Here is a 26,855-nt window from a genome sequence, read left to right on the forward strand (position 1 = left end):
ATCCTCCTTCGAACACTCGTCCGTTCGAGCGGCGCACCAGCTTGCTGAATCCGCGGCCGTCCCCCGGGACGTGAGGCACTCACTGTGTCACACCTAACCAGAGGACCACCGGAGTTCGGAACGTACCGACTGGGTCTCAGGCCGAAGGCGGGCATGCTGCCAATACCGTTTCGCCGCAGGGTCAGGTGGGCAGACCCTGGTTCGCGGCATCGACACGGTAGAGGTTGGCCCACTCATCGGAGCGGCCATCGGCCTGGGCTTCCAACGCCGGTCCCGGCGCCAGCTGTGGATCCAGCTGCAGAGCCGACATGATGGCACCGGTCACGCCCGTGAAATCGCTGCATAGCACGGGATACGCGACCTCGATGGGGGTGATGTCCTCCTCGACGAACCAGCTGCGCCAACCTTCCTCCTGCGCCCGCAACATGCGCACCAGGTGAGCGATCGCCCCGGCGTGATACTGCGCGTGTGCGTCGCGGATGGGCTCTGGCTTGCCACGCCACACCTGCGTCTGCACCGCACGCCAGAAAGACACGGCCTGCGACACCACATCGGGCCGATGCACATGCACGTAAACCGGTTCCTCGCCGATCACATCGCGAATCGCCGCCCGCAAGCCGTCGCCGGACCGATCCGGAAGATCCTTGGCGCGGTTGAGAAGCAACGCGGTCTGATTCCACATCAGCTTGCCGCCCCAGACACCGTTTGGTGTTCTACCCACCGTCCGGACGTAATCACGCCAGATCTGGGCCGGGGCAAGGTCTGGCGTCCCCGGATCGAACGGGTCGAGCAGACGCAGGATCGAGTCGTCTTCGACGCCGGCGAACCATTCGCGTGGTTGTGGGGCCCGACTGGTCCACGGCTGATACTGAAAGAACTCCGCAGGTTCACCGGCAAGCCCGGTGGAGCGCAGCGACTCGACGAGCAGGGTGCTGCCGCTGCGTTGGGAGGCCAGAACCAGATATGCCGTAGGGCTATCCGCCACAACGAACCACTACAACCGGGTGGGTGACGTCCATCGTTCCACGATCGTCGTCGCCGACATCAATGCGCGATATGCACAGGTCTTCGCCGAACACTCGTCTCCTCCGTCCGCATCGGCACCGTGCGCGCCTCCCCCGCAAGCGCGAGGGACGAACCGCAAGACAGTAACCTAGGCCAGCCGCCGCGGTGTTCTCTACCCCCGAGAGCAGATGTTCCGCCATCACTATCCGCGCGGCCGACACGTCGCGGACACCGAATCGGAATTCTCGAAGGCACTCCGGCAGCGTCGCGGAGGGACGAGGGTACCGTGCTTGCTCATGTGGGTCACGGTGCTGGTCATGGCCATCGCGGTGATCTTTGAGCCGATTCGGATCGGACTCGCTGTGCTGATGCTCAATCGGCCGCGGCCACTGCTGCAACTCCTGGCATTCCTGTGCGGTGGTTTCACCATGGGCATGGGTGTAGGCCTCATAGTGTTGTTCATCCTGCGCTCAACACCGCTGGCGTCAGGGCGTTTCACCGTTCCCTCGGTGCAGATCACCGTTGGCGTGATCGCCCTGCTCATCGCGGCCGCAATGGCTTCGGCTCCGTCGGTACACAAGCTTCTGCGGCGACGGGTGCCTGCCGCCGCAGAGCCGGCCGCGATGGCGTGCGAGGCGAATTCGACGCCGCCCCGCGACACCATCTCGATCCGAACTCGTCGCATCCTGCAGGGAGACTCGCTGTGGATCGCGTGGGCCAGCGGTCTCGGAACAGCTTTGCCCTCAGCCAATTTCATGGGCGCGATGGCCGTGATCCTGGCATCTGGTGAAGCCCCCATCGCCCAGGCCCAGGCACTGCTGCTGTTCAACGTCGTTGCCTTCACCCTGGTCGAGATTCCATTGGTCGGATACCTCGCCGCGCCCCAGAGAACCCAGGCTCTGCTGTCCTCCCTCCACGAATGGCTGCAGAAGCGACCGCGGCGCGATATGGCTCTGATCGTCGCCGCGGGAGGATTTCTGATGCTGGCGATAGGGATTGTGCAGATGTGACAGGCGTTGTCAGATCCGGCGCGCAGCTGCGCTACTCGGGCGGACGATGTCGACGAAGGCTCGATCCTGGCGCCCGCACGGGTTACGATCACGGGTGAGAATTCCGGGCGATGCACCTGCCCGCAGCCAGGAGGATGCGTGAACAAACTGTTCGTCGCCGCCGTCGCCGCCGGCATGGTTGGCTCGGTGACCGCGTTCGGCAGTGGGGTGGCCTCTGCCGAGACCGCATTCATCGTCCCGGGAACAGCACCGTCGCCGTATCCGGCGTTGCGGGCGCTGTACCACTTCGACCCGGCGACGCGAACAGCCATCGGCGCCAACTATTACGACAGCGCCGCCGCGACCCGCGAAGTGGTTCCATACCCGGGCAGCCTGTGGCCGATCACCGGTGAGAACTCCTTGACTCTCGGGCAGTCGGTCGACCAGGGCACCAACAATCTCGACGCCCGAATCCGAAGCACCGACGGCAATGTCACTGCGAGCGGGTTGTCGCAAGGCGTGCTGGCTCTCAACGCCGAGCAGGCGCGCCTCGCCAACGACCCCACCGCTCCGCCGCCGGACGAGCTGACCTTCGTCAAGGCCGGAAACCCTGATCACCTGTTCACCAAATGGTTCCGGCCAGGTACCACCGTCCCCGTCCTCGGTTACACCGTCCCGGCGCAGGTCGACAGTCAATACGACACGGTCGATGTCGTGGCGCAGTACGACATCTTCAGCGATCCGTTGGATCGACCGGGAAACCTCCTGGCACTGGCGAATGCGATCGTGGCCGGCGGCTCGGGCCATACCGCGACCGCGTTCTCCGACCCTGCCGGTATCGCGCCGCAGAACGTCACGGTGAGCACCAACAGCAGAGGCGCGACCACCACCACATATTTCATTCCGGCAGAGCAACTTCCGCTGGTCGAATACTTGAGCGAGGGTGGAATGTCGCCCGAGATGGCCGGCGCCCTCAACCGGTATCTGACGCCGATGGTCAACCGTGCCTACGGTCCGCCGCCCCCTCCCGTCCAGCCGGGACTGCGACTGCCGGACATCAACGGTTTCAACGCGATTCCGATCTCCGCTCCGCTGAACGCCGTTTCCACCGCAGCCAACGCCGTCAACATCGCCGGCCAGGTCCGTCGTCTGCTGCCCAAAAAGGGGATTCAGCTACCGAAGAACGGGATCCCGCTACTGCCGAAGGGCAAGAAGAAGCGGTAACGCGGGACCGCGGATCAGGTCTTGGCCACGCTGTCGTGGCCCGATGTGGCGACCTCCTGTCGTGATGGCCACCAGTTGGCATCACCCACCAGCGTCGCTGCGGCGGGAACCGTGATCGTCCGTACCAGAAATGTGTCGATCAGCAGCCCCACGCCGACCACGAAGCCCGATTGCACCATGGTGCTGATACTGCTGAACACAAGACCGAACATGGTGGCCGCGAAGATCAGCCCGGCCGCGGTGATCACCCCGCCGGTGGCCCCTACCGTTCTGATCACGCCGAGTCGGATACCTGGTCCAGATTCTTCCCGGATCCGCGATATCAACAGCATGTTGTAGTCGGCTCCGACGGCCACCAGAATGATGAACGTCAAACCCGGTACGCTCCAATGTAATTCCTGCCCCAATAGGAACTGGAAGAAGAGCGCGCCGATTCCCAGGGCCGCCAGGTAGGAAATCACGACCGACATGATCAGATAGATCGGTGCGATGATCGCCCGCAGCAGCGTCACCAGGATCAGCAACACCACCAGGATGGTCACCACCACGATGAAGCGGATGTCGTGGTTGTAATAGTCGCGGGTGTCTCGAAGTACGACAGGGAACCCGACCACCGACACCGAGGCATCCGCAAGTTCGGTATTCGGTTGGGCATCGCGGGCGGTGTCCATGATGTCGTTCACCTGATCCATCGCCTCGACGCTGAACGGATTCAAATCGGTCTGCAGGAGGTAGCGCACCGAATGCCCGTCGGGTGAGATGAACAGCTTCGCGGCTTTCTTGAAATCTTCGATACCGAAAGACGATGGCGGGACGTAGAAGCCGGCCATGGCCGGCGTCGCGGCATCCTGCTTGAGCGACATCAGGAAGGCCGAGGCCTCCGCCAGTCCGCCACCCATCTTCAGCGTCTCGTCCACCAACTGCCCGACGCCGTCGGCAACCTGTCTGCCGGCGTCGGCCAACTTGTCGGCGCCGTCTTGCACGCTGTCGAGTCGAGACTGGAGTCCGGTCGTGTTGAGCCCAAGCGAACGCATCGCGCTGGATGTCGTGTCGATCGCCCGGCGCAACCCCGCCGTCGTCGATGCCAACGACTGGGCGGCCTGTGTGGACTGCAGCTGCCGGCCCAGCTCAGCCAGCCGATCGAAGGTTCCGTCGGTGCGCGCCACCGACAATCGCACCAATTGGTCGCGCGCAGTCACACAACCGGGGTCGGCATTGCATACGGGACTCTGGTTCAACGCGTTGAGCACCGGTAACATCCAGTCGAGATTCCTGGACAGGTTTGTCACGTTCAACCCGACCGACTCACCGAGCTCCCGCATACTCGCGACGAACTTGGTCGCGTTGTCGATATCCTCGAGCGTCTTGCTACCGCCCACCGTGTTCTGGACGGCCGAGAGCGTGTTGAGAAGCCCCTGCGCCCTGTTGATCGCCTGACTGACCTGACCGCGGACAGTGCTGAGATTGTCGGCCAGTGCGTCTGCGCCGGCGTTGAGTCTGTTGAGATCGCTGGTCCGCTCGACGATCTGCTGCGATCCTGTGCCGAGCTGCTTGCCCACCTCGCCGGCTTGATAGGACACTTTCGCCTGCTCCAGCGGCGCCCCCGTCGGACGGGTGATGCCCCGGACAGGACCCATGCTCGGTAACTGGCTGACCCGCTGGGCCATCTGTTCGAGGTCGGCGAGCGCCTGGGGTTCGCGAAGATCTTTGGTGGAACTGATGACCAGGTACTGCGGAATGATCGAGTTCAGCGGAAAGTGCTGTTCGAGGGCCGCATATCCTTGCGAGCTGGTTGCGTTGGCGGGCAATGCCTTACGGTCATCGTAGTTGTACTTCGTCACCAGGACAAACCCCGACAGTATGGCCAGGATGACCAGGCTCGCCACCAGGTGGATCGCAGGCCTGCGCACGATCCGGATTCCGGAACGGCGCCAGAAACGGCTGGTGAGGTCGCGTCGCGGCGCAATCCAACCGCGGCGGCCGACGATCACCAGGACCGCGGGAAGCAGCGTGACCGCGCCCAGGAACGCCACCGTGATCGCGATCGCCAGGGCGGGCCCGACCGATGAGAACAACCCGAGCTTGGTGAAGGACATGCCGAGGAACGTCACCGCGACAGTCGCCGCGGATGCCGCGATCACCTTGCCGATCGATGTCAGGGCCTTCCGGACCGCTTCGTCGGATACATCGCCGAGGCGTAGATAGTCGTGGTAGCGACTGATCAGGAAGACGGCGTAATCGGTTCCGGCGCCGACCATCATGCCACTCATGAACACGATCGTCTGGTTGGCGATACCCAGACCCAACAAGGCGGCGCCTGCCACCACGGCCTGTGCCACCACCACCGCGACGCCGATCGACACCAGTGGCACCACCATGGTCACCGGGTTGCGATAGATCATCAGCAGGATGAACAGCACCAAGACGGTGATCGCGAATTCGATCACCTTGAGATCGCGCGCCCCCACCACATTCAGATCGGCCACCGTCGCCGCGGGCCCGGTCATGTGCGGTGTCAGCGTGGTGTTGACGACCTCGCGGTCGACCACCTCGGCGACCCGCGCATACGCCTCCTTGGACTGGGGTGTTCCCAGAGTGCCGGGCAAGGTGATCGGCAGCAACCAGGCCTTGTTGTCCTTGCTCGTCATCACCTCGCGCAGCGGTGGTGCGCTCAAGAAGTCCTGCAGTTTGGCCACGTCACCGGTGTCGCGGTGCAGTGCCTCCACCAGGTTCCGGTACATCGCCTCGTCGGAGGGGTTCAAACCGTCCTCGTTGCTCAGCACCACCACAACGAAGCTGTCAGTACCCGCCTGTTGGAAGGCGGTCAGCATCTGCTTGCTGGCGACCATTGCCGGCGCGTCATCGGGAAGGATTGCCACCGGCCGTCTTTCGGCCATCTCCTTCAACGTCGGAAATACGGCGGGCAGGCAGACTGCCATCGCGAGCCACAGCGCGATCACCACCCATGGAAAGCGCACGATGACGTCGCCGAGCCGGGCGAAGACATTGCTGTCGGCGCCGACCGTGTCCGATCGCCGCGGATATCGAAACCGCCTGGTAACCGTGCTGACTCTCAAAATAGTTCGCCGACGCGCCGTTTCACACAGTCGCCCCGTCAGCGGACGGATTGCAGGGCGGGATCACGTCGATTACTGGACAACATCCACTCTGGATCGCCGGTGACGCGGTCACAGACTTGTCTGAGCGCGCTCACGTACCGTCCGACGGATTGTCGGGCCACCGGATTCTTGGGGAACACGACAGTCGCGAACGTCTCGGCGAACCGCCCGACGAGTGTGCTCAGTGGGTATGTCACCCGACCATCGCTGAGCGTGGCAATCTTGACGCCGTCCTGGAGATTGGTGAGCAGCGGGGCCATCGGACCCGAACTCGCGTCGAAGAAGTTCAGCATCGGGAAGAGCGGCTGCGGCGGAACGAGTCCCGGTGCCAGCTCTGCGACGCGCTCGAACGGCACGAGTGCGGCCGATCTGCCCGAGTCGAAGTCATGTTGTGCTGCGCGGATGCTGTCGGTGAACGAAGCGCCTGCCGCGGGCACGACGACGGGTATCAGGCCGGTGAACCAACCCTGGGTCGTCAATTCCTCCGGGGTTCGGGTGTCGATCGGTGTCAGTCCGTGGTAGGTCTCGAGCCCGGTCAGTTCGTACAGGGCGTGAGCCACCAACGCGAACAGGCCGCCGATGAACCGTGATCCGGCAGCCACACAGATGTCTTCGAACCGCTCGGTCTGCTGTTCATCCATCAGCTTGACCGAGATGAGATCACCGCCGACCGAATCAGATCCGTCATCGAGCGGCAGTGGGAACACCGGGAATGTGCCGTTGTTGTGCTCGGCAAAGGACAACCAAGTCTGCACTTCTGGTGTATCGATGGTCAGTGACGAGGCGAACTCACGCTGCCGCACGCAGTACTGGTCGTAACTGCCCGGCTCTGGCAGTTGCAGCGGCGGGGCGCCGGACACCAGTGTCGAGTACATCGCCTGGAACTCCAGCAGGCCCACACCGACGAACTGTCCGTCGACGTGGAGGTGGTCGATGCTCGACCAGAACGTGAAGCTGCCCTCACGTTGGATGACGCCGAACCGAAAGCAGTCCCACTGCAACGAGTCCGGGGTGGCCACGACCTGGCGGCGCAGCTCATCGGCGTCTGCCGAACCGTGGCGCCGTGGCGCGAATTCGATCTCGGCGGCATCGGTCATGGTGTGCCGCACGATGGTGTCCGCATCCTGGTAGTCGAACCAGCTCCGATACGTACTGTGCCTGCGCAGATGAGCATTGATCACATACGTCATCGCCCGGATATCGCAACGGCCCGGCATATCGCAGGCCGCGATGAACAGTCGCGAGTGGTCGACACCCCGGCCGGCCTGCTGGACGAAACTCCGCAGGTGCCGGGCCTGGATGTAGCTGGCAGGCACGGCACTCTCCGGCGCCTCCCCCGCCTTGGCCAGTGCTGCGTCAGACGGCTGCCAGGTGACCAGGGATCCCGGTGCGGGCGCCCACTCTTCGATCGATGCAATCTCTACTGGACCTAACAGCACGTTCTTCTCCTGAGGGTCGGTCCCGGCCGAAGGACCGCCCTGGATTCTCTGGCGGCGTGGATCATGATGCCGCCATGGCGGATTCGTGGTCAGTCAGCTTCTCACACAGGTGATCGGCCAATCCCCTGATGGTGGTGATATCCATCGAGTTGATGCGGACACCGGTCTGCGCCTCGATGCGGGTACGCAGTTCGAGGTTGCCCAGCGAGTCCAAACCGTATTCCGGCAGCGGACGGTCGGGATCCACCCCGCGACGGAGCAACAGACTCACCTGCTCGGAGATCACCCGCCGAAGGTGAGTCGGCCATTCCTCCGCCGGCATGGCGTTGAGCTCCGCACGCAGTTTGGACCCCTGCGGACCGGCCTTCGCCGACGACTTGAACATCTCGGCGAACGGTGTCCGTTCAGCGAACGCCACCAGCCACGGAGCTCCCATGATCGGCGCGTATCCGGTGTACCCACGCCGGTAGCGCAGCAATGTCTCGAAGGCATAGGCCCCCTCGTCGGGCGCGATCGAATTGTCTCCCGCGGCCATCACGACACCACGGCCGATCTCGGCCCACGCGCCCCAGGCGATCGTCGTGGCGGGCAGACCCTGCGACCTGCGCCAGTAGGTGAACGCGTCCACCCAGCTGTTGGCCGCGGCATAGGCACCCTGCCCGGGCGAACCGACAAGCGGCGCCGCCGAGGAGAACATGCAGAACCAGTCGAGCGGTTGGGAAGCGGTGGCCGTGTGCAGATTCCACGCGCCGTACACCTTGGGTGCCCAGTCCCGTTCGATGATGTCGTCGGTGATGTTGGTCAGGGTGGCGTCTTCGACCACCGCGGCCGCATGAACGACACCGCGCAGCGGTAGCCCGGTGGCCGTTGCAGCCTGGACGAGGCGTTCCGCCGTGCCGTCCTCGGCGATATCCCCGGATGCAACCACGATGTCGCCGCCGGAGGCGCGAATCAACTCGATGATCTCGAGCGCATCGGTGCCCGGCTCGCTGCGCGAGTTGAGAACGATTCGACCGCAGCCTGCCGCCGCCATCTTCTCGGCGAGGAACAGCCCCAGACCACCGAGACCGCCCGTGAGGATATAGGCACCGTCGGCCCGGAACACCGGAACCTCCTGAGGCAGAACGACGACGTCGCTCTGCCCGGCGCGGGGAACGTCGAGCAGCAGCTTGCCGGTGTGCTGTGCACCGCCCATCGCGCGGATCGCGGTGGCGGCATCGGCGAGCGGATAGTGGGTACTGCGCGGCATCGGCAGGTGGCCGTCCGCGGTCAACTGGAAAACCTTCTCCAGCAGCGCCGACATGATGGCGGGATGCGTCACCGACATCAACGCCAGATCGACCCCGTAGAAGGTCAGATTGCGCCGGAACGGGAACAGACCGACCCTGGTGTCGCCGTAGATATCCCGCTTTCCGATCTCGACAAACCGGCCGTTGAAGGCCAGCAGTTCGATGCCCGCGCGCTGCAATGGACCGACCACGGAATTGAGCACGATGTCGACGCCGTATCCGTCGGTGTCACGACGGATCTCTTCAGCGAACGAGACCGACCGCGAGTCGTAGACATGCTCGATTCCCCAGTCGCGCAGCAACTGCCGACGCTGATCGCTGCCGGCGGTGGCATAGATCTCGGCGCCGGCCGCCTTCGCGATCGCGATCGCGGCCTGCCCGACGCCACCGGTGCCCGAATGAATCAGCACCTTGTCGGCCGCGGTGATGCGCGCCAGATCGTGCAGGCCGTACCACGCGGTGGCCGCTGCCGTGGCCACCGCCGCTGCCTGAGCCTCTGTCAAGGCGTCGGGAAGGGTGACGGCCAGATCGGCATCGCAGGTGACAAACGTGCCCCAACAGCCGTTTCCGGACACACCGCCGACGCGGTCGCCGACTTTGTGCCTGGTCACGCCAGGGCCGACCGCCGTCACCACGCCCGCGAAATCGGTGCCCAGCTCCGGCAGGCGCCCTTCGAAGCTCGGACACTGCCCGAATGCGACGAGAACGTCGGCGAAGTTGATGCTGGACGTGCTGACCGCCACTTCGATCTGGTCAGGGCCGGGCTCTTCCCGATCGAACGACACCAACTCGAGCGACTCGAGGTCACCCGGGTTGCGGACATGCAACCGCATACCCGCCCGGTCGTTGTCGATCACCTTGTTCAGGCGCTCGTCGGCCTGCAGCGGCGCCGGGCACAGCCGCGCGACATACGACTTCCCGTTCCGCCAGGCGGTTTCGTCCTCTGCAGAATCACTGAGCACCTGCTTGGCGACCAGGTCGGCATCGGTCTCGGCGTCGATGTCGACCTGGGTGACCCGACTGTGCGGGTACTCCATCGCAATGACGCGCACCAGTCCGCGCAGGGGTGCCTGGTCCATGTTGACGAGGTCGCCATCGGTCACGTGCTGTGCATTGCGGGTCAGTACGACCAGTCGAGGCAGCTCATCGTGGGCATTGACCAGCGACTGCGCGATGTGCACGAGATCGTGCACCGACTGCCGGCCGCGACGGCATGCCTGCCCGTCGACCGCCACCGAGGCCGGGCCCGCCAGGATCACCACACCGGCCAGAGGCTGCTCCAGCAGTGCGGTGAGCCGGCTTACGGTCTCCTGCCGCCCGGCAGCGGTCCACGACGCCACGGTGCACTCGGCGCCATTTGTTTTCAGCGCCGCAGCAATATCGGCGCTCAACGGATCTCCGTCACCTCGGTCGATCAGCAACCACGCACCCGCCTCGGCAGGTTCGGGATGTTTCAGATCCCGCTGGAGCCAGTCGATCGCCAGCAACCGTTCGTTGAGCACCTGAGAAGCGCGTCCCCCCTCTGACATTCCTGTACCGAGAAGCAGGCCGTCGACCTCGACCAGGACCGTGCCGAACTCGTCGAGAACCTCGAGATCGGCCTCCACGCCGGAGGGGTCGACGCTCGTCACCCGAATGAGGCAGAACGCCGCGTGCCGGGTTGTGTTGTGCAGCCGCAGCCGACGTGCTCCGAGCGGCAACAACAAGCCGCCGTTGGCCACCGCCTGCACGCCTGCATCAGCCACCACCGCCTGGAAGCACGCGTCCAGTACCGCCGGGTGCGCACCGTAGCCGCCCTGTTGAGAACGCAGCGGACCTGGCAGCGCGACCTCGGCGAAAACGGTTCCGCTGCCGCTCACGTGAGCCACCGAGAGCCCCGCGAACGCCGCACCGTGGTGGACACCGGCTGCCGCGAAAGCGGACCGAAGATCCTCACCCTCAACGGAATTGGGGTGAGCGGCCCGCAGGCTCTCGACATCGCGGACCGGCGCTTCACCAGCAGTGCCCGCATGCAGGCTCGCGGTCGCGCGTTTGGTGAGCTCACCGGCGCGGTAGGTCTGCACGGCAAGCTCGACCACGCCTTCGGAGATCACGGTCGCGGCGGCGGACACCGGCGTCTCCTCGTCCAGCAGCAGCATTTCCTCGAAGGTGATGTCGTGGACTTCACCGGCGTCGCCGAGCACCGTGTGCGCGGCCGCCAAGGCCATCTCGCAGTATGCGGCGCCAGGCAGGACCGCGATGTTGTGCACCTGGTGGTCACCGAGCCACGGCTGAGCGTCGGTACCGACCTCGCCCTGCCACACATGGCGTTCGGGCTCTTCGGGCAGCACGACGTGCGAGCCCAACAGCGGATGCACCACCACGCTGGCGGATCCACGGCCCTTCTCCAGGTTGCCGCGATCCAGCAACAGCGTGCGATGGGTCCACGTGGGAAGCGGCGCATCGGTCACCCGACCGGTCGGGTACAGGACCGAGAAATCGATCGCCGCGCCCGCGCAGTGCAGGTCCGAGAGCAATCCGCGCATCCCGAACGGGAGATCCTGTTCACGCCGCATCGCGGCGAGCACCGTCAGTGGAGTATCGAGGCTGCGGGCGGTCTGGTCGACCGCGTGGTTGAGAACGGGATGCGGTGACAGCTCGGCGAATACGCGATGTCCGTCCTCGAGTGCGGCCTGGACTGCGGCCGCGAATCGCACGGTGTGGCGCAGGTTGTCGGCCCAGTACCAGCCATCCAGTTCGCTGACGTCGCGCGGGTCGTAGGACGTCGCCGAGTAATACGGCACCGTGGGCGCGCCCGGGCTGAGCTCCTCCAACTGCTCGGCCAACTCGTCGAGTATGGGATCGACCTGAGCAGAGTGCGACGCCACATCGACGGCGATCTCGCGCGCCATCACGTCGCGTTCCGCCCAGGCGGCGACGAGCTTACGGATCGACTCCGCATCGCCGCCGAGGACCGTCGACTGCGGTGATGCGACCACCGCGAGGCTCACATCAGCGATTCCGCGTGCCGCAAGTTCGGAAAGGACCTGCGCCGCAGGCAATTCGACTGACGCCATGGCGCCGCCGCCGGCCAGCGTCAGCATCAGCTTCGAGCGGCGGCAGATGACGCGAACGCCGTCTTCCATCGACAAGGCACCGGATACGACCGCGGCCGCCACCTCGCCCATGGAGTGTCCGATGACGGCGCCCGGCACGACGCCGTAGGCCCTCATGGTCATGGCGAGGGCGACCTGCATGGCGAAGATCGTGGGCTGGATGCGATCGATGCCCTTGACCATGTCCGCGGCCGACATCGCTTCGGTGACCGAGAATCCGGATTCGCCCTCGATGAGCGGTTCGAGTTGCGCGACGGTAGCCGCGAAGACGGGTTCCTTCGCGAGCAGTTCGCCCCCCATGCCCGCCCACTGGGAGCCCTGCCCGGAGAAGACCCACACCGGTCCACGGTCATCCTGCCCGACCGCCGGCGCAGACACGGAGTTTCCGTCCGCAATCTCGTTCAGTGCGGCCATCAGGTCGGCCGCCCCGGCGGCGTTGACGACGGCACGCACCGCGCGATGTCCACGGCGGCGGGACAACGTGTAGCCCAGATCGGCCAGCGCAGGGCCGTTTTCGCGACCGACGCCCTCGGCTTTTGCCCAGTCCGCCAGCAGTCGCGCGGTGCGCTGCAGCTCGTCGGCGGAACTTGCCGACAGTGGGAAGACCATCGGTTCGACGGTCTCCGGCGCAGTGTGAGCAGTCTCTGCCGGGGACTGTTCCGGAGCCTGTTCGACGATGGCGTGCACGTTGGTACCGGACAGACCGTAGGACGATACCGCCGCGCGGCGCGGCCGGCCGTCGGTGGCCGGCCATTGCGTGGCTGCCTGCGGGATGAACAGGTCGGTCTTGATCGCGGCCATTTCGTCGGGCAGCGCGGTGAAGTGCAGATTCTGCGGCACGATGCCGTGTTGGACCGCCAGCACCGCCTTGATCAAACCCAAAGTGCCTGCAGCGGACTGCAAGTGTCCGAAGTTCGATTTGATCGAGGTCAGGGCACACGGTCCGGCTGTCCCGTATACCGCTGCGACACCGGCATATTCGAGTGGATCACCGACAGGTGTTCCGGTGCCGTGGGCCTCCACCATGCCGACGGTCGCCGCATCGATGTCGGCGATCTCCAGGGCTGCCCGGTAGACACGCTCCTGCGCGTCCCGCGACGGGGTCGCGATGTTGACCGTGCGACCGTCCTGATTGCTCGCGGTGCCGCGGATCACGCCCAGGACCCGGTCGCCGTCGCGCTGGGCATCCGACAACCGTTTGAGCACCACGACGACGGAGCCCTCGGAAGAGACGAACCCGTCGGCGCCTATGTCGAACGCGCGGCACCGCCCGGTCGGCGACAACATGCCCGCCGCCGAACCGGAAGCCGCTTTACGTGGCTCCAGCAACACCGAGACTCCGCCTGCCAGGGCCAGGTCACTCTCCCCGACGAGCAGGCTGTTGCAGGCCAGATGCACCGCGGTCAATCCAGACGAACATGCGGTGTCGACGGTCACCGCGGGCCCGTGGGCCCCCAGCGCATACGCGATCCGCCCCGAGGCCAGGGAAAAGCTCGTGCCCGTGAAGCCGTACGGACCCTCCAGCGATCCGGTATCGGCTGCGAGGTACGCGTAGTCGTTGTGCGTCACACCGGCGAACACGCCAGTTTTGGAACCGGCCAACGACGTGGGAGCGAAACCGGCACGCTCGACGGCCTCCCAGGCGGTCTCCAGTAGGAGTCGGTGCTGGGGATCGATGGCGAGGGCCTCGCGCTCGGCGATCCCGAAGAACTCGGCATCGAAGCCGCCGACATCGTCGAGGAAGGCGCCCCACTTCGATACCGAACGACCAGCCACGCCGGGTTCCGGGTCGTAGTACTGCTCGGCGTCCCACCTGTCCCGCGGGACTTCGGTGACCAGGTCATCACCCCGTAGGAGCGCGTCCCACAGCTGCTCCGGTGAGGTGATCCCGCCGGGAAGCCGGCAGGCCATGCCGATCACGGCAATCGGGGTGGCTGAAGGATCGGCCAAGTCGGCTCACCTCTCTCAATCTGGTCGATGGGCAAAGCATCGATCAATAAACAAAAGCGCGACGATGAATAGGCACTGGGTCAACGTCGATGCACGCTACCGGATCCCCGCGTCCGATCGGAGTCGTTGCTAACTCGCGTCGGTAGCGTAGTGCTTCGACCAACGACGATGTTGGAAACATTCGATCGCAGAAAAGCGCCCGACCGCTTACCACAGCGTTCATTTCCGTGATGCAGCGCGGCGCCCGAATCAAAACCCCAGCCGCGCAAAGCTTGCCGCCTACCGTCTTCACTACGGCGAAAAGGCTTGTCAGACAACATTATAAAGCCTCTCGATATCGATGCGTGGACCTTCGTCCAGCTGCACCCACGATCAGCATCCCGCCCGCTTCGCGACAATACCCGCTGTGGGCGCGCAATTGTTGCCCAGCTTCGGCCACCATTTCCGGCCCTGTCCGCAGCATCTTCATAGTCATTCGATAGATAGTTAGCTGGCCAATGGTGCGCAAACGTCGTGGTACGTCGGGAAAATCGCAACGACATTCAACTGAACCGTCATTTCATTAAGCCGACGAATCAATCCGATGCGTCCCTACAGCTAATTCGACGCACGGAGTCCCAGTGACATGACCTGTAGACATCCGACACCTTCCGCGCGGTTCGCTACCCGGTGCAGCATTGCCGGTTCCGGGTGCGCCTGCCACCCATGCCGACCGGTCCGTTCGCAGACCACGCTGCGGATCCAGTCGCCAGGTTCAGAATTGACGCCAACGGCAAATTGAACACGATTAACGAGACGCCCGTCCGATTTGGTTTCAGCAATCCAGCCCACGCCGGCCGGCCAACGTGACGCAGATCACATTGTCCCATCGCCGGATGGCATCCAGCGCGCTTCGAAAAGTTGCTGAAAGTGGCCGATGGTGCGCTATTTGCTATCCGACAGCAGGGCTGGGGAGCCCGTACGGGGGTGCGCCCAGATCAGGGACCGACTCGAAGCCACGGCGGCGGGCGCGGGCGATATCGCGGCGGATCAGGGCGTGGAGTCCGACGAACGCGGCCATGTCGAGCACCATGGGGGTCAGTAGACGGTTGTGGACGAATCCGATGGCCAGACCACTGGCCGGGTCCGCCCAGCCGACCGAACCGCCCAGCCCGACGTGGCCGAAGCCTGCCATCACCCCGAACGGCACGGAGTGGTATCCGAGATGGAACGCCAACGGCACTACCAGGTTTCGGTCAGGGCGGAGCTGCGGCCGACCTGTCAGGCCTGCGGCGGTCTCAGGACGCAAGAACTCGGCACCGCCCAGCACTCCCTTGTTGGCGATCGCCCCGTACATCCGGGCCAATCCCCGGGCGGTTGCCACCCCGTTGACGGCGGGCGCCTCGGCGTCCAGGAACGGGGTGTCGCCCTGCACCAGGGACATCGCCCCGGGGAAGTACATCGAGCCGAACGCACCGGAGAACTCCCACGCCGCCACCTTCGGCGCGACGAAGTCGAACAGCTGGTTGGGCCAGGTGCGCTGCGGTGCCAGAATCTGCGCGGGCCGGGTCGCGGCATCTGCCGGCGGCCGACCCAGATGAATGCCGTCCGTGCCCAGCGGCTCCGCCAACTCCGTGCGGAACAACTTGCGCATGTCCTGGCCGGTCACGGCGCGGGCCAGACCCGACAGCAGCCAGCCGTAGGTCAAAGCGTGGTAGGCAGGTTTACCGAACAGCAGCGAACTCACCGGGGCGGCCGCGACGCGGGCCTCCATCGACCGGTGGTCCATGAGGTCGGCTTTTCCGACGCCGTTGAGCTGCGACAAGCCGGCCTCGTGCGCCATCATCTGGCGAACCGTGATGCCGGCCTTGCCGTTGGCCCCGAACTCGGGCCAGTACGCACAGACCGGGGTGTCGTAGTCGATCAGGCCGCGGTCGACCAGCCGGTGAATGACCGTGGACGCCATTCCCTTGGTCGCCGAGAACACCATTGCAGCGGTATCTGCCGTCCAGTACTCGGTTCCGGCCCGGTCGCGGTAACCGGTCCACACGTCGACAACCGGCTCCCCATCGAGGTAGATCGCCATGGCGCCACCGCCGAACCGGCGCCCCGGAAAGAGCTGAGAGAATCCGCGCAGGGTGCAGGCGAAGCCGGCGCCGGCGGCGCCTTGGACACCATGCGGAAGCGCCGCGCTGCGGTTCCGTCCGGGTACGACTGTCACAGATTTGAATTTACCTGGAACCCCGGCAAATTATCCCTGCGTTATCTATCTGTTAGCTCCGGCCGGAGCTCACCCGAGCGGCTTCTCGTCCACCTTGAAGTCGACATTGACCCTGGCGTCTGTACCGGAACCCTCCACCGCCCTGACCGTCGCGGTAACCCCGATCTTGCTGCCGTCCTTGGCTGTAAGTACGCACCGCTGTGTGGTGCCGACTTTGCCGGCAATACCGTCCTTGCAGTCCACCGACTTGGCCTTCTTGCCCGCCGCGGCTTCCAGCTTCTGCTTAGCCAGGGTTTGCAACTTTGCCTTGGCAACGGTGGGCTGGCTACCAACGTCCGCCTGGCTGCCACAGCCGGTCAGCACTGCGCCGGCGACCACTGCACAGGCAGCGAGACGGTGCACCTTCGACTTCACCTCCGCCATGAGAAACCGTTGCCTTTCGGTTATCAGTTGGCCGCGTCCAGAATCTGTTGCGCGGCCAAGGCAGGGGTGAGTTCCCCGTCGCGGACGCGGCGCTCGACCTCGTCGCGGACCCTGCGGACCTCGGGGTGCGACAGTAACCGGTCCAGGACGGTGTCGCGCACCATCGACCAGGTCCACTCCACCTGCTGGGCACGTCGTCTGGCCTCGAACTCCCCCGCCTCGGTCAGCACTTCCCGATGCTTGAGCACTGTCTGCCACAGCTCGGCCAGGCCGCTTCCCTCCAGCGCGCTCATTGTGAGAACCGGTGGACGCCAGAGAGTTTCACGCGGATAGATCAGCCGGATCGCACCTGCCAGCTCCCGTGCAGCCTTCTTGGCCTCCGTCGCGTGCTCGCCGTCGGCCTTGTTGACGACCACGATGTCGGCAAGCTCCAGGACGCCCTTCTTGATGCCCTGCAGCTGGTCTCCGGTGCGTGCCAGTGTGAGGAATACGAAGGTATCCACCATGTTGGACACCGCGACCTCGGACTGTCCCACCCCGACCGTCTCGACCAGGATGATGTCGTAACCCGCGGCTTCGAGTAGCACGATCGTCTCGCGCGTGGCCTTGGCCACCCCGCCGAGAGTGCCTGAGGTCGGCGACGGCCGGATGTAGGCATCCGGGTGCACCGCCAGGCGGGACATCCGCGTCTTGTCGCCGAGGATCGACCCTCCGGTTCGGGTCGAGGACGGGTCGACCGCGAGCACCGCGACGCGGTGTCCCGCCTCGATGAGGTGCATCCCGAGCGCTTCGATCGTGGTCGACTTGCCAACTCCCGGGACCCCGGTGATACCGACGTGCATCGCCTGTGGTCGGCCTCCGGCCTCCGGCGACCTGCCTGCACCGGGCATCAGCTCCAGCAGCAGCGCCTGCGCCTGATCCCGATGGTCGGCCCGGGTCGACTCCACCATCGTGATGGCCCGCGCCAGGGCGGCACGATCGCCTGCGCGGATGGCCGACGCGATTTCTCCGACGGTGGCGGCCACTAGCTCAGCTGGTATCCGAGCCGCTGCGCCAACGTGTGCAGCAGACCGATCGCGGCGTCGGCGATCACCGTGCCGGGCGGGAAGATCGCCGTCGCCCCGGCCGCATAGAGCTCATCGAAATCGCCGGGTGGGATGACGCCGCCGACCACGATCGTGATGTCGGGGCGGCCCACCGCCGCCAGCGCATCGCGCAGGGCGGGCACCAGGGTCAGGTGCCCGGCAGCCAGGGAGGACACCCCGACAACGTGCACATCGTTGTCGGCGGCCTGCCGCGCCACCTCTTCCGGGGTGGAGAACAACGAGCCCACGTCCACGTCGAAGCCGATGTCGGCGAACGCGGTGGCGATCACCTTCTGCCCGCGGTCGTGCCCGTCCTGACCCATCTTGGCCACCAGGATGCGGGGCCGACGGCCGTCCGCCTCGGCGAACTTGCTCACAAGCTCCGTCGCACTTGCGATATTGCTGCCCTTTCCCACTTCGTCGCGGTAGACCCCCGAGATGGTACGGATCTCAGCCTGGTGGCGCCCGTAGACCTTCTCCAACGCATCGGAGATCTCCCCGACGGTGGCCTTGGCCCGTGCCGCGTTGATGGCCAGGGCCAGCAGATTGTTGCCGAGCCCATCCTCTCCTGCGGGGCCGGTCGCCTCGGCAGCGCGGCTCAACTCGGCGAGCGCGTCCTGCGTGGCGGCTTCGTCGCGATCGGCCCGCAGTTGCTCGAGTTTGGCGAGCTGCTCGGCACGCACCCGGCTGTTCTCGACCTTGAGGACCTCGATCTCCTGGTCCTCGGCGACCTGATACCGGTTGACGCCGATCACCGTCTGCGCCCCGGAGTCGATACGCGCCTGGGTCCGTGCGGCCGCCTCCTCGATGCGCAACTTGGGGATGCCGTCGCTGATGGCCTGCGCCATCCCGCCGTGCTCGGCGACCTCGGCGATGTGAGCGCGAGCCCGCTGCGCGAGTTGATGGGTGAGCCATTCGACGTAGTACGAACCGCCCCACGGGTCGATCGGGCGGGTCGTGCCCGACTCCTGCTGCAGCAACAACTGGGTGTTGCGCGCGATCCGGGCCGAGAAGTCCGTCGGCAGCGCGAGCGCCTCGTCGAGCGCGTTGGTGTGCAACGACTGGGTGTGCCCCTGAGTCGCGGCCATCGCCTCGATGCAGGTGCGGGCCACGTTGTTGAACGGATCCTGTGCCGTCAGCGACCAACCCGAGGTCTGGGAGTGGGTACGCAGTGACAGCGACTTCTCGTTCTCGGGCTCGAACTGCGCGACGAGCTCACTCCACAGCAGCCGACCCGCGCGCAGCTTGGCCACCTCCATGAAGAAGTTCATGCCGATCCCCCAGAAGAAGGACAGCCGAGGCGCGAACTTGTCGATGTCCAGACCCGCGGCCAGGCCCGCCCTGATGTACTCGACACCATCGGCCAACGTGTAGGCGAGCTCCAAATCTGCTGTGGCACCGGCCTCTTGGATGTGGTAGCCGGAGATCGAGATGGAGTTGAACTTCGGCATCTTGGTACTCGTGTAGCCGAAGATGTCGGAGATCACCCGCATCGACGGCTTGGGCGGATAGATGTAGGTGTTGCGGACCATGAACTCTTTGAGGATGTCGTTCTGGATGGTGCCCGCGAGCTTCTCCGGCGGCACCCCCTGCTCCTCGGCCGCCACCACGTAGAGGGCCAGGATGGGCAGCACCGCACCATTCATCGTCATCGACACCGACACCGTCGACAGGTCGATCCCGTCGAACAGTTGCCGCATGTCCAGAATCGAATCGATGGCCACCCCGGCCATGCCGACATCGCCTGCCACCCGCGGATGGTCCGAGTCGTAGCCGCGGTGGGTGGCGAGGTCGAACGCCACGGACAGGCCCTTCTGGCCTGCGGCGAGGTTACGTCGGTAGAACGCGTTGGATTCCGCGGCGGTGGAGAATCCGGCGTACTGGCGGATGGTCCACGGCTGGTTGACATACATCGTGGGATACGGCCCGCGGACGAACGGTGGCGCACCGGGAAAGCTGTCCAGCGGATATCCCTCGTCGAGGGCGGTGTCGCGGTCGGCGCCGATGTAGACCGGCTTGACGTCGATGCCCTCCGGTGTGGCCCAGTCCAGTTGGTCGGGGGTGTAACCGTGGGCCGCGGCCGCGGCGGAGACGTGTTCCTCGACCTGGGCCGCCGTCGGGGGCGCTACCGCGCTGTCTGGTTTCAGCGGCACGTCCGCGAAACTCGTGATCTCAATTCCTGCTGTTGCGGTCATATCAGGCTCCCAGTCCGGTAAGCAGGTTCGACAGGGCTTCCACTGCATTGATTTTGGCGGTCAGGTAACCATCTGGTTTCGAATCTACATCTGCCACAGCCTTTTCGGGTCCGGCCAGCAGAACCTCGCCGATACCCGCGGCACGTGCCGCTGCGATCACGTTCGAGCTGTCGGTGCCGTAGCGGGCATCGGTGCCGCACAGCACCGCGACGGCCGGTGAGCCGGCCTCGGATACCGCTTCGGCGACATCGGCAGCACCGACCGGTCCGGGGTTGACCGCCTCGATACCGCCTGAGGCCAGCAGGTTGGCCGCGAAGGTGGTGCGGATGTTGTGCTCGGCCAGCGGACCCAGCGGCAGCAGCAGCACCCGCGGGCGGGCTCCGGTGCTGGCCAGGAAGGCATCCGAACGATCGCGGAGCTCTTCGAAGCCGGTGGCGTACCGGGCGACCGGGCGATCGGCACCATTGGGCGGCAGAGGCTTCTCGGCAAGATTCGGGTACTCGTTGACACCGGTGACGGCCGTGCGGCGGTGCGCAATGTCGTCGGCACGGCGTTGGGCGACCTCGGCGATCTGAGCGGTGACATGGTCACGGGCCGCCAGGAAACCCCCGCGCGACTCGATCTCCTGAAAATGCGACCAGGCCTGCTGTGCCAATTGCGCGGTGAGATCCTCGGCGAACCACGATCCGCCTGCCGGGTCCAACACCTCCCCGATGTGGGACTCCTCCAACAGCAACAGTTGGGTGTTACGGGCGATCCGCCGCGCGAAACTCGCTGACGTGCCCTCCAATCCGCCCGGAATCGCCACATCGAACGGCAGCACCTGCACGGTGTCGGCGCCGCCGACGCCCGCGGAGAACGCGGCCAGGGTGGTGCGCAGCATGTTCACCCAGGGGTCACGCTGCGTCATCATCGGCAGCGAGGTCACTGCGTGCACGGTGGCACCGCCGGCATCACGAGCGCTCGGTCCACCGGCCACCTCGGCCACCCGCGCCCACAGTTGACGTGCTGCGCGCAGCTTCGCGATCGTGATGAACTGCTCATCATCTGCGGCGTACCGGAAACTGATCTGCCGCAACGCATCCGGAACCGACAGGCCGCCGCCCACGAGGGTGCGCAGGTAGGCAACGCCCGCCGCGGTCGACGCCGCAAGCTCCCAGGCCGCGCCGGCACCCAGGTTGTGGAAGGCCAGGCCGTCGACGGTGATGGTCCGCACGCCGCCGGCATAGCCGGTCAGCTTTTTCGCAGTGGCGACCAGATCCGCGTCTTCGGGCGCCGACCCGCCTGACAGCGGGGCGGTCAACGGATCCGCACCGAGGTCGACGGACAACCGCGAGCGCTGATCGGCGTCGAGGTCTGCCAGCAGTGCCAGCACCGCATCGGCAGTGGCACCGAAATCGGATGAGTCGCCGGTGTTCTCGATGATCACCGGCACCAGATCCAGGAACACGCCGTCGAACACGCGGTCCAGATCCGCCGGCGCGACTCCCCCGTCACCTCCGACGCGGAGCGTGAGCGCGCTGACCCCCTCGGTCAGCGCCACCAGTACGGCACCGTTGACGGTATCGGCGCGCGAGCCGGGGACGACCGGGAACCCCTCGACCACTTTCCATCCGGACTTGACGTCGCGCAGGGCGTCGCCGCCACGTACGTACGGCCACCGGCCGGGCAGTGGCGGCTCCGGCTGTGCATCCAAGCTGGTGTACAGCGGCCGGATCGCGAAACCCTCGTAGGTGGCGGAATCGAGCAGTCGCTCCGGTTCGTCCGGCAGCTCCGCCGGATCGCGTCGACTGCTCTTGGCCAGAACCCCGGCGACAGCCCTGCGCCATTGCTGACGGTCTGATTCGACCGCACTGGACCCCTGTAAGGACACCGGCATCTCCTGTTATCGCAGCGTGTGACCTACCCACTCGACCCTCAGGCTAAATGATCGCCATCACGGCGTCGGTCGCCGGGCGGCCGACTTGCGTACTGACGGAAAGAAGCTGTTAACCGACTGCCCGTAGTCTTGCTAAGCGTGAAACCCGTCGTCAGCACGCTGCGTACGGTGCGCGCTGCGGTAATCGCAACGGCATCGCAGCTCCCTGCGCGCCGGATCGTGGCCATCCTGACCGGGATTGTGATTCTCCTCGCAGTTGCGTTACTGATCCCGCTGCCGTCGGCGATGCAGTTGCGCGATTGGGCCACTTCGGTGGGCCCGTGGTTTCCCCTGGCATTCCTGGCAGCTCACACCGTGGTGACCGTCTTCCCGTTCCCCCGCACCGCGTTCACCCTGGCGGCGGGCCTGCTGTTCGGACCGGCGCTTGGCGTGACGATCGCAGTGGTGGCCAGCACCATCAGTGCGGTGATCGCGCTGCTGCTGATCCGTGCGGCCGGCTGGCAGCTCAACCGTCTGGTGCGTCATCCCCGCGTCGATTCGCTCGACACCCGGCTACGCCAACGCGGCTGGCCGGTGATCCTGTCAACACGGATGATCCCGGCCGTTCCGTTCTCGGTACTCAACTATGCCGCCGGTGCGACCGCCGTCCGGGTGGTGCCCTACACCCTGGCCACGGCCGCGGGCCTGCTGCCGGGGACCGCCGCGGTGGTCATCCTCGGCGATGCGTTGACCGGCAACATCAGCCCGCTGCTGTTCGTGGTGTCGTTGTGCACGGCGGCCCTCGGGATCGCAGGCCTGATCTTCGAGGTGCGCAGCCATCGCCGCGACGAGCGCGCGAACCGGGCCGACGACACCACCGAAGAACCCGTAATCACCAGCTGAGCCCCCATTCGGCAGCACCCGGACCTTCAGGGTTGCGAGATGTAAACATCTGTTTACAATAGTAAACGTGAGTTCACCTCTCGATGATCGGACAGCACGGGCACGGATCCGCGACGAAGCGCTGCGACTGTTCGCCGAACACGGCGCCGACGCCGTCACGATGCGAGACATCGCAGCCGCCGCCGACGTGTCCCCCGCGCTGGTGGTGCGGCACTACGGCTCCAAGGACGGGCTCGTGGCGGCCGTCGACGACCACGCGGTGCGGACCCTCGAAGCAGTGCTGACCGCGGTGACCGAGCAGACCGCGGTGGTCGGCCTTGGACCGTCGGCGGTGCCGACGATGCTCGAGGGGCTGGCCAGCCACCTCCCACCCGACTCCCCCGTCCCGGGTTACCTCGGCCGGTTGCTGACCACGGGCGGCCCGGTCGGATCGGCAGTGTTCGACCGGCTGTACGGCATCAGCCGCACAGCGCTGGACGCCATGGTCGCAGCGGGTGTCGCCAGCCCCGGCGAGGATCCGGCCATGCGGGCCGCATTCCTGCTGGTCAACGATCTGGCGGTGCTGACGCTGCGGGCGCGCCTCACCGAGACCCTCGGCGTCGACCCCCTCTCGGACGCCGGCATGAAGCGCTGGGCCACAGAGGTTTTCGCGATCTATCGCGATGGACTCAAGTCATGATGAAAGGAGATCCACATGTCCGCTGAAAACACATTCGCCGACATCGGCGCGCGAATCCTGCGCAACCGATGGCTCATGCGCGCACCGATCTGGCTCTACCGCGCCGGGGCCGGCGCGCTGCTAGGCTCCCGGGTGCTCATGCTCGAGCACATCGGCCGCAAGTCCGGCACGCGCCGTTATGTCGTCCTGGAGGTCATCGACCATCCGACGCCTGACACCTACGTCGTCGCCTCCGGATTCGGCAGTCGAGCACAATGGTTCCGCAACATCGAGGCCGACCCGCACATCCGGGTCTGGGCGGCAAGCCGTAAACCCCGCCATGGCACCGCACGCATCCTGTCCCAGGACGAAGCCGATCGCACGCTCGCCGTCTACCGCAACCGGCGCCCGAAGGCCTGGGAACAGTTCAAGCCCATCCTCGAAGACACTCTCGGACAACCGATCACCGACACCGACACCCCGCTGCCGATGGTCGCGCTGCAACTGAGCTGATGATCCCTCCGACGCTGGCCTGGCTGCCGGTGCTGCTGTTCATCAAGATCCTGGTCTGTTTTCTGCTGCCGGAGCGATCAACCGCCGCACCTGGTGCAGCAGTTGGCGGATTTCGGTGATCGAGGGTTGCAGCTCGTAGGCGTGGTGGTGGCAGGCACGGCTCAGGTCATGCCACGCCCGTTTCGCATGTTCACCCGTCTCGGGACCCCGTAATGCACCGAGCACCACCAGTTTCGACCGCGTCGTCGGCCGCGGCCCGGGTGTGCCCGACCACGGGGCACTCTGATCGTCCAGCCAGTCCTCGAGGGCGCAGCGGGTGAGCAGGGCCGCGGTGCGGGCACCGCGCGCGCCGAGGTTGATCGAACCGTCGAGCAGTTGGCCTGCATAGTCGAGAAGTTCGGACCGGTGCGTCACGGCAGCACCTTGCGTAGATCCTCGACGGCCAACCGGGCCTGCTTCACGGCGAGTTTGAAGTCCGCCAGGCCGCGGTGGATGCCTTTGGTGACGATCACCATCGTCGCCTTGCGGGCCGTGCCGCCCGTGAGCCATTTGTCCAACGCCGCGCTGTCGGAAGGGTTCAGCGCCAACAGGAGGCGTTGGCGGGTACTGGTGGCCTCATCCCAGGCCGCCTCGACCGCGCCGGGTGTCTGGCCGACGGCGAGTGACTTGGCGGCGAACACATCCCACGCGGTATGTTCCAGTGCTTCGCGACACAACACCGGGATGGCGGCACGTTTGATCGCGTCTGGCACAGCATCGTCGGCCGCGATGACATACGCGTCTTCCAGCAGGCGCGTGGCCGGGCGGCTCGCCTCGGCCACGGTGACCGCCGATTCTGCTCCGCGGGTGACGGCGATGATGTGGGCAGGCGCCCGGGACCGCCGGATCGCGGCGGGCAACCGATCGTCGTGGGTAAACACAATCACCTGCCGATCGGCAGCCAACTCGGTGAGTACCTGCAGGAACCCCTCGATCTTCGACGGGTCCATCGCCTGAATCGGGTCATCGAGCACCAGGAAGCGGAACGGGCTCTCGGGTGACGTCGCCCTCGGGATGAAGATCGCCAACGCCAGCGCCTGCAGTTCGCCCTGACTCATCACGCCGAACGCCTCGGTGTCCGAGCCGTCAACGGCGGCTTCCAGAATCACCCGGCGGCTGGTCTTCTGGCCCTCCAGCCGGATCTTGCCTAGTCCCACATTGCTCTCCTGGCGCAGTGTCGACCAGATCTGCCTGGCCTGATCGGCCAGGGGCGCGATGCGCTGGTTGCGGAGCTCACCGGCGTTGGCCTGCAACCACTTCTGTGCCTCGGTCACGATCTTGAGTTGTGGATCGGCCTTGGCGGCCGCCTCGGCTTTGGTCACCCAGTCGGCGAGTTGAACGGCGATCGGCACCCAGGCGTCGTCACGGGCCCGGATCAGGGTCGATGCCTCGTGCCGCAGCGCGGCATACGCTTCGCGCAGCGGTGGCAGGTGCTTCCTCACGTGGTCGGCCAGGGCCAGGTCACCATCGGCGGGCATCGCGGCGAATCGTTGGTGTGCCTTCTGCGCGGCGGCCAGCATGGTCAGTTCGGCGGCGCTTGCCGGCGGTGTTCCGATATTGTGCACGGCGGTGACGACCGCTGACCGGGCCTGACGAGTGGCCGCACGCGCTGCGGTGAGAGCCCGGGCGGCACTCTGGTCGCGCTCCAAGGCAGCGCGCGCAGCCGCCGCCCACTTCTCGTCGAGGGTGCCGTGGGTACACACCGGACAGGGCTGGGAGCCATGGCGGTTACGGAACTGCAGCCCCTGCTCAAGAAGTCGGGCGCGGTCGGCGACGAGGGCATCCGCGCGGGCAGCCTCGGACCGCTCCCTGGACGCCGCCGAACGCAGTGCAGCGCAGTGAAGTTCGAGTTGCTCGCCGGTCGGCACGGTCAGCTGGGCCGCTTGCCGCCACGCCGGTGCCACCGCGATCGACGAGCCCTGTGCGATCAGTGGGCGGACCGCGTCAAGGTCCGGCTTGGCCTTCTTCAACTGGGTCAAAGCCTTCGCCGCGCGCTCGTCATCGTGCTGCTCGAGTCTGGATCTGAGGGCGTCCTTGGCTTTCTTCACCTCGGCGCCGGGTTGCTTGAGGCGTTTCACCTCGACATCCAGTCGGGCCACCGCCTCCGTCAACTGTTCGAGTCCGAGCAACTTGTAGAGCTGGTCATAGAAGTCGCTGGGCCTGCCCTCCAGGATCCCGCCGAGTTCGTCGTAACTCAGCAGCGGCCGGTACATCTCCAGCGCCGCAGCCCATCCCAACGCCCCGACGTCCTCGCGCTTCTGACCGTTGCGCTGCACCCACTGCTGTAGTTGGTCCACCTCGACTTCGGCACCGGGGGGCCAGTCCACCCCGATGGTCGACGTTCCCGCACCCTGCTCGGTCAGCCCGACCCGAATCTCGGCGGGATCGCCGACGTGCAGATTGCGCCAATTGCTGGACCACACCGCGGCTTTGCCGTGCCATCGGGAATTCCTTCCGGTCAGGGCCAACTCGAGTGCCTCGGCCAGTGTCGATTTTCCGGATCCGTTCCGTCCGGCGATGACGACGAGGCCCGGGCCGGGCGGGATCGGCAGCCTCGCCCTTGGTCCGATCCCGCGAAAGCCCTGCACCGTGATGTCTTTCAGATACGCACCGACCGGTTCGACGCCGGCATCGTGGGCAGTGGTCAGCGACGCGATCACTGTCGGGGACGTCTCATGGTCCCCGAGCACGTCGGTGAGATCGCCCGCACTTTCCAGGGCCGCGAGGACGACCAGACGAGCCTGCTCACTCAGTGCGACGTCTGCGTCGGCACGGGCCAGGACATAGTTCTTCAGCCGGTCGTCAGGCATGTTGCTTCTTTCGGGCGCGATCGTTGCAATCAGTAGAACTTGATTTCGACGTCCGCGTCAG

General features: G+C 65.8%; 16 protein-coding genes. 5 read left to right on the forward strand and 11 right to left on the reverse strand.

The window, feature by feature from the left end:
- Positions 1–181: 181 nt before the first annotated feature.
- Positions 182–985 (reverse strand): trehalose 2-sulfotransferase, encoded by an 804-nt coding sequence (gene stf0, locus M1247_RS07510; protein ID WP_317155673.1) that lies wholly within the window; start codon positions 983–985, stop codon positions 182–184.
- A gap of 316 nt (positions 986–1,301) precedes the next feature.
- Here stf0 and M1247_RS07515 point away from each other — a divergent pair, with 316 nt between their 5' ends.
- Together M1247_RS07515 and M1247_RS07520 are read left to right on the forward strand one after the other, a co-directional pair.
- On the forward strand, positions 1,302–2,015 hold the full coding sequence (locus M1247_RS07515) for a GAP family protein (protein ID WP_317155674.1): 714 nt from the start codon (positions 1,302–1,304) through the stop codon (positions 2,013–2,015).
- 138 nt (positions 2,016–2,153) lie between these two features.
- The gene (locus tag M1247_RS07520; RefSeq protein ID WP_410506831.1) at positions 2,154–3,218 is read left to right on the forward strand and encodes a PE-PPE domain-containing protein; all 1,065 of its coding nucleotides are present in this window, start codon (positions 2,154–2,156) and stop codon (positions 3,216–3,218) included.
- Between the two features lie 14 nt (positions 3,219–3,232).
- On the opposite strand, the gene M1247_RS07525 is transcribed toward M1247_RS07520, so the two are convergent.
- The 8 genes from M1247_RS07525 to mutA form a co-directional block, all read right to left on the reverse strand.
- The gene (locus tag M1247_RS07525) at positions 3,233–6,196 is read right to left on the reverse strand and encodes an MMPL/RND family transporter (protein ID WP_317156151.1); all 2,964 of its coding nucleotides are present in this window, start codon (positions 6,194–6,196) and stop codon (positions 3,233–3,235) included.
- Between the two features lie 137 nt (positions 6,197–6,333).
- The gene (locus M1247_RS07530) at positions 6,334–7,776 is read right to left on the reverse strand and encodes a condensation domain-containing protein (RefSeq protein WP_317155675.1); all 1,443 of its coding nucleotides are present in this window, start codon (positions 7,774–7,776) and stop codon (positions 6,334–6,336) included.
- A gap of 61 nt (positions 7,777–7,837) precedes the next feature.
- Complete coding sequence (pks2, locus tag M1247_RS07535; protein WP_317155676.1) at positions 7,838–14,110, reverse strand: sulfolipid-1 biosynthesis phthioceranic/hydroxyphthioceranic acid synthase; 6,273 nt, start codon at positions 14,108–14,110, stop codon at positions 7,838–7,840.
- Between the two features lie 931 nt (positions 14,111–15,041).
- Positions 15,042–16,310 (reverse strand): esterase/beta-lactamase LipL, encoded by a 1,269-nt coding sequence (gene lipL, locus M1247_RS07540; RefSeq protein WP_317155677.1) that lies wholly within the window; start codon positions 16,308–16,310, stop codon positions 15,042–15,044.
- 69 nt (positions 16,311–16,379) lie between these two features.
- The gene (locus tag M1247_RS07545; protein ID WP_317155678.1) at positions 16,380–16,733 is read right to left on the reverse strand and encodes a DUF4333 domain-containing protein; all 354 of its coding nucleotides are present in this window, start codon (positions 16,731–16,733) and stop codon (positions 16,380–16,382) included.
- 23 nt (positions 16,734–16,756) lie between these two features.
- A complete protein-coding gene (gene meaB, locus M1247_RS07550; protein ID WP_458695193.1) occupies positions 16,757–17,758 on the reverse strand; it encodes a methylmalonyl Co-A mutase-associated GTPase MeaB in 1,002 nt (333 codons plus the stop codon).
- Positions 17,758–20,013 carry a methylmalonyl-CoA mutase gene (gene scpA, locus M1247_RS07555; protein WP_317155679.1) on the reverse strand — a complete coding sequence of 752 codons (2,256 nt, stop codon included), beginning with the start codon at positions 20,011–20,013 and terminating at the stop codon, positions 17,758–17,760. Before scpA ends, meaB begins: the two co-directional genes overlap by 1 nt.
- 1 nt (position 20,014) lies before the next feature.
- Positions 20,015–21,892, reverse strand: coding sequence for a methylmalonyl-CoA mutase small subunit (gene mutA, locus M1247_RS07560; protein ID WP_317155680.1), 1,878 nt, complete (start codon positions 21,890–21,892; stop codon positions 20,015–20,017).
- A gap of 138 nt (positions 21,893–22,030) precedes the next feature.
- Between mutA and M1247_RS07565 the strand changes: the two genes are divergently transcribed.
- The 3 genes from M1247_RS07565 to M1247_RS07575 all read left to right on the forward strand — a co-directional run bounded on the left by M1247_RS07565 (position 22,031) and on the right by M1247_RS07575 (position 23,945).
- Positions 22,031–22,774 carry a TVP38/TMEM64 family protein gene (locus tag M1247_RS07565; protein WP_317155681.1) on the forward strand — a complete coding sequence of 248 codons (744 nt, stop codon included), beginning with the start codon at positions 22,031–22,033 and terminating at the stop codon, positions 22,772–22,774.
- 67 nt (positions 22,775–22,841) lie between these two features.
- On the forward strand, positions 22,842–23,453 hold the full coding sequence (locus M1247_RS07570) for a TetR/AcrR family transcriptional regulator (protein ID WP_317155682.1): 612 nt from the start codon (positions 22,842–22,844) through the stop codon (positions 23,451–23,453).
- A 15-nt stretch (positions 23,454–23,468) separates the two neighbouring features.
- Positions 23,469–23,945, forward strand: a complete 477-nt coding sequence (locus M1247_RS07575; RefSeq protein ID WP_317155683.1) for a nitroreductase family deazaflavin-dependent oxidoreductase — start codon at positions 23,469–23,471, stop codon at positions 23,943–23,945.
- A 42-nt stretch (positions 23,946–23,987) separates the two neighbouring features.
- Here the strand turns inward: M1247_RS07575 and M1247_RS07580 are convergent, their stop codons facing one another.
- Together M1247_RS07580 and M1247_RS07585 are read right to left on the reverse strand one after the other, a co-directional pair.
- Positions 23,988–24,359 carry a hypothetical protein gene (locus M1247_RS07580; RefSeq protein WP_317155684.1) on the reverse strand — a complete coding sequence of 124 codons (372 nt, stop codon included), beginning with the start codon at positions 24,357–24,359 and terminating at the stop codon, positions 23,988–23,990.
- Positions 24,356–26,794, reverse strand: coding sequence for an AAA family ATPase (locus M1247_RS07585; protein WP_317155685.1), 2,439 nt, complete (start codon positions 26,792–26,794; stop codon positions 24,356–24,358). Before M1247_RS07585 ends, M1247_RS07580 begins: the two co-directional genes overlap by 4 nt.
- Positions 26,795–26,855: the final 61 nt, after the last annotated feature.

Source organism: Mycobacterium appelbergii (assembly GCF_032883035.1).
Lineage (GTDB): Bacteria > Actinomycetota > Actinomycetes > Mycobacteriales > Mycobacteriaceae > Mycobacterium > Mycobacterium appelbergii.

What these genes read in the sequence shown, in the direction of transcription:
- M1247_RS07515 (WP_317155674.1), top strand. Translation starts at nt 1,302, where the DNA reads ATGTGGGTCACGGTGCTGGTCATGGCCATCGCGGTGATCTTTGAGCCG.
- M1247_RS07545 (WP_317155678.1), bottom strand. Translation starts at nt 16,733, where the DNA reads ATGGCGGAGGTGAAGTCGAAGGTGCACCGTCTCGCTGCCTGTGCAGTG.
- scpA (WP_317155679.1), bottom strand. Translation starts at nt 20,013, where the DNA reads ATGACCGCAACAGCAGGAATTGAGATCACGAGTTTCGCGGACGTGCCG.
- mutA (WP_317155680.1), bottom strand. Translation starts at nt 21,892, where the DNA reads ATGCCGGTGTCCTTACAGGGGTCCAGTGCGGTCGAATCAGACCGTCAG.
- M1247_RS07575 (WP_317155683.1), top strand. Translation starts at nt 23,469, where the DNA reads ATGTCCGCTGAAAACACATTCGCCGACATCGGCGCGCGAATCCTGCGC.
- M1247_RS07585 (WP_317155685.1), bottom strand. Translation starts at nt 26,794, where the DNA reads ATGCCTGACGACCGGCTGAAGAACTATGTCCTGGCCCGTGCCGACGCA.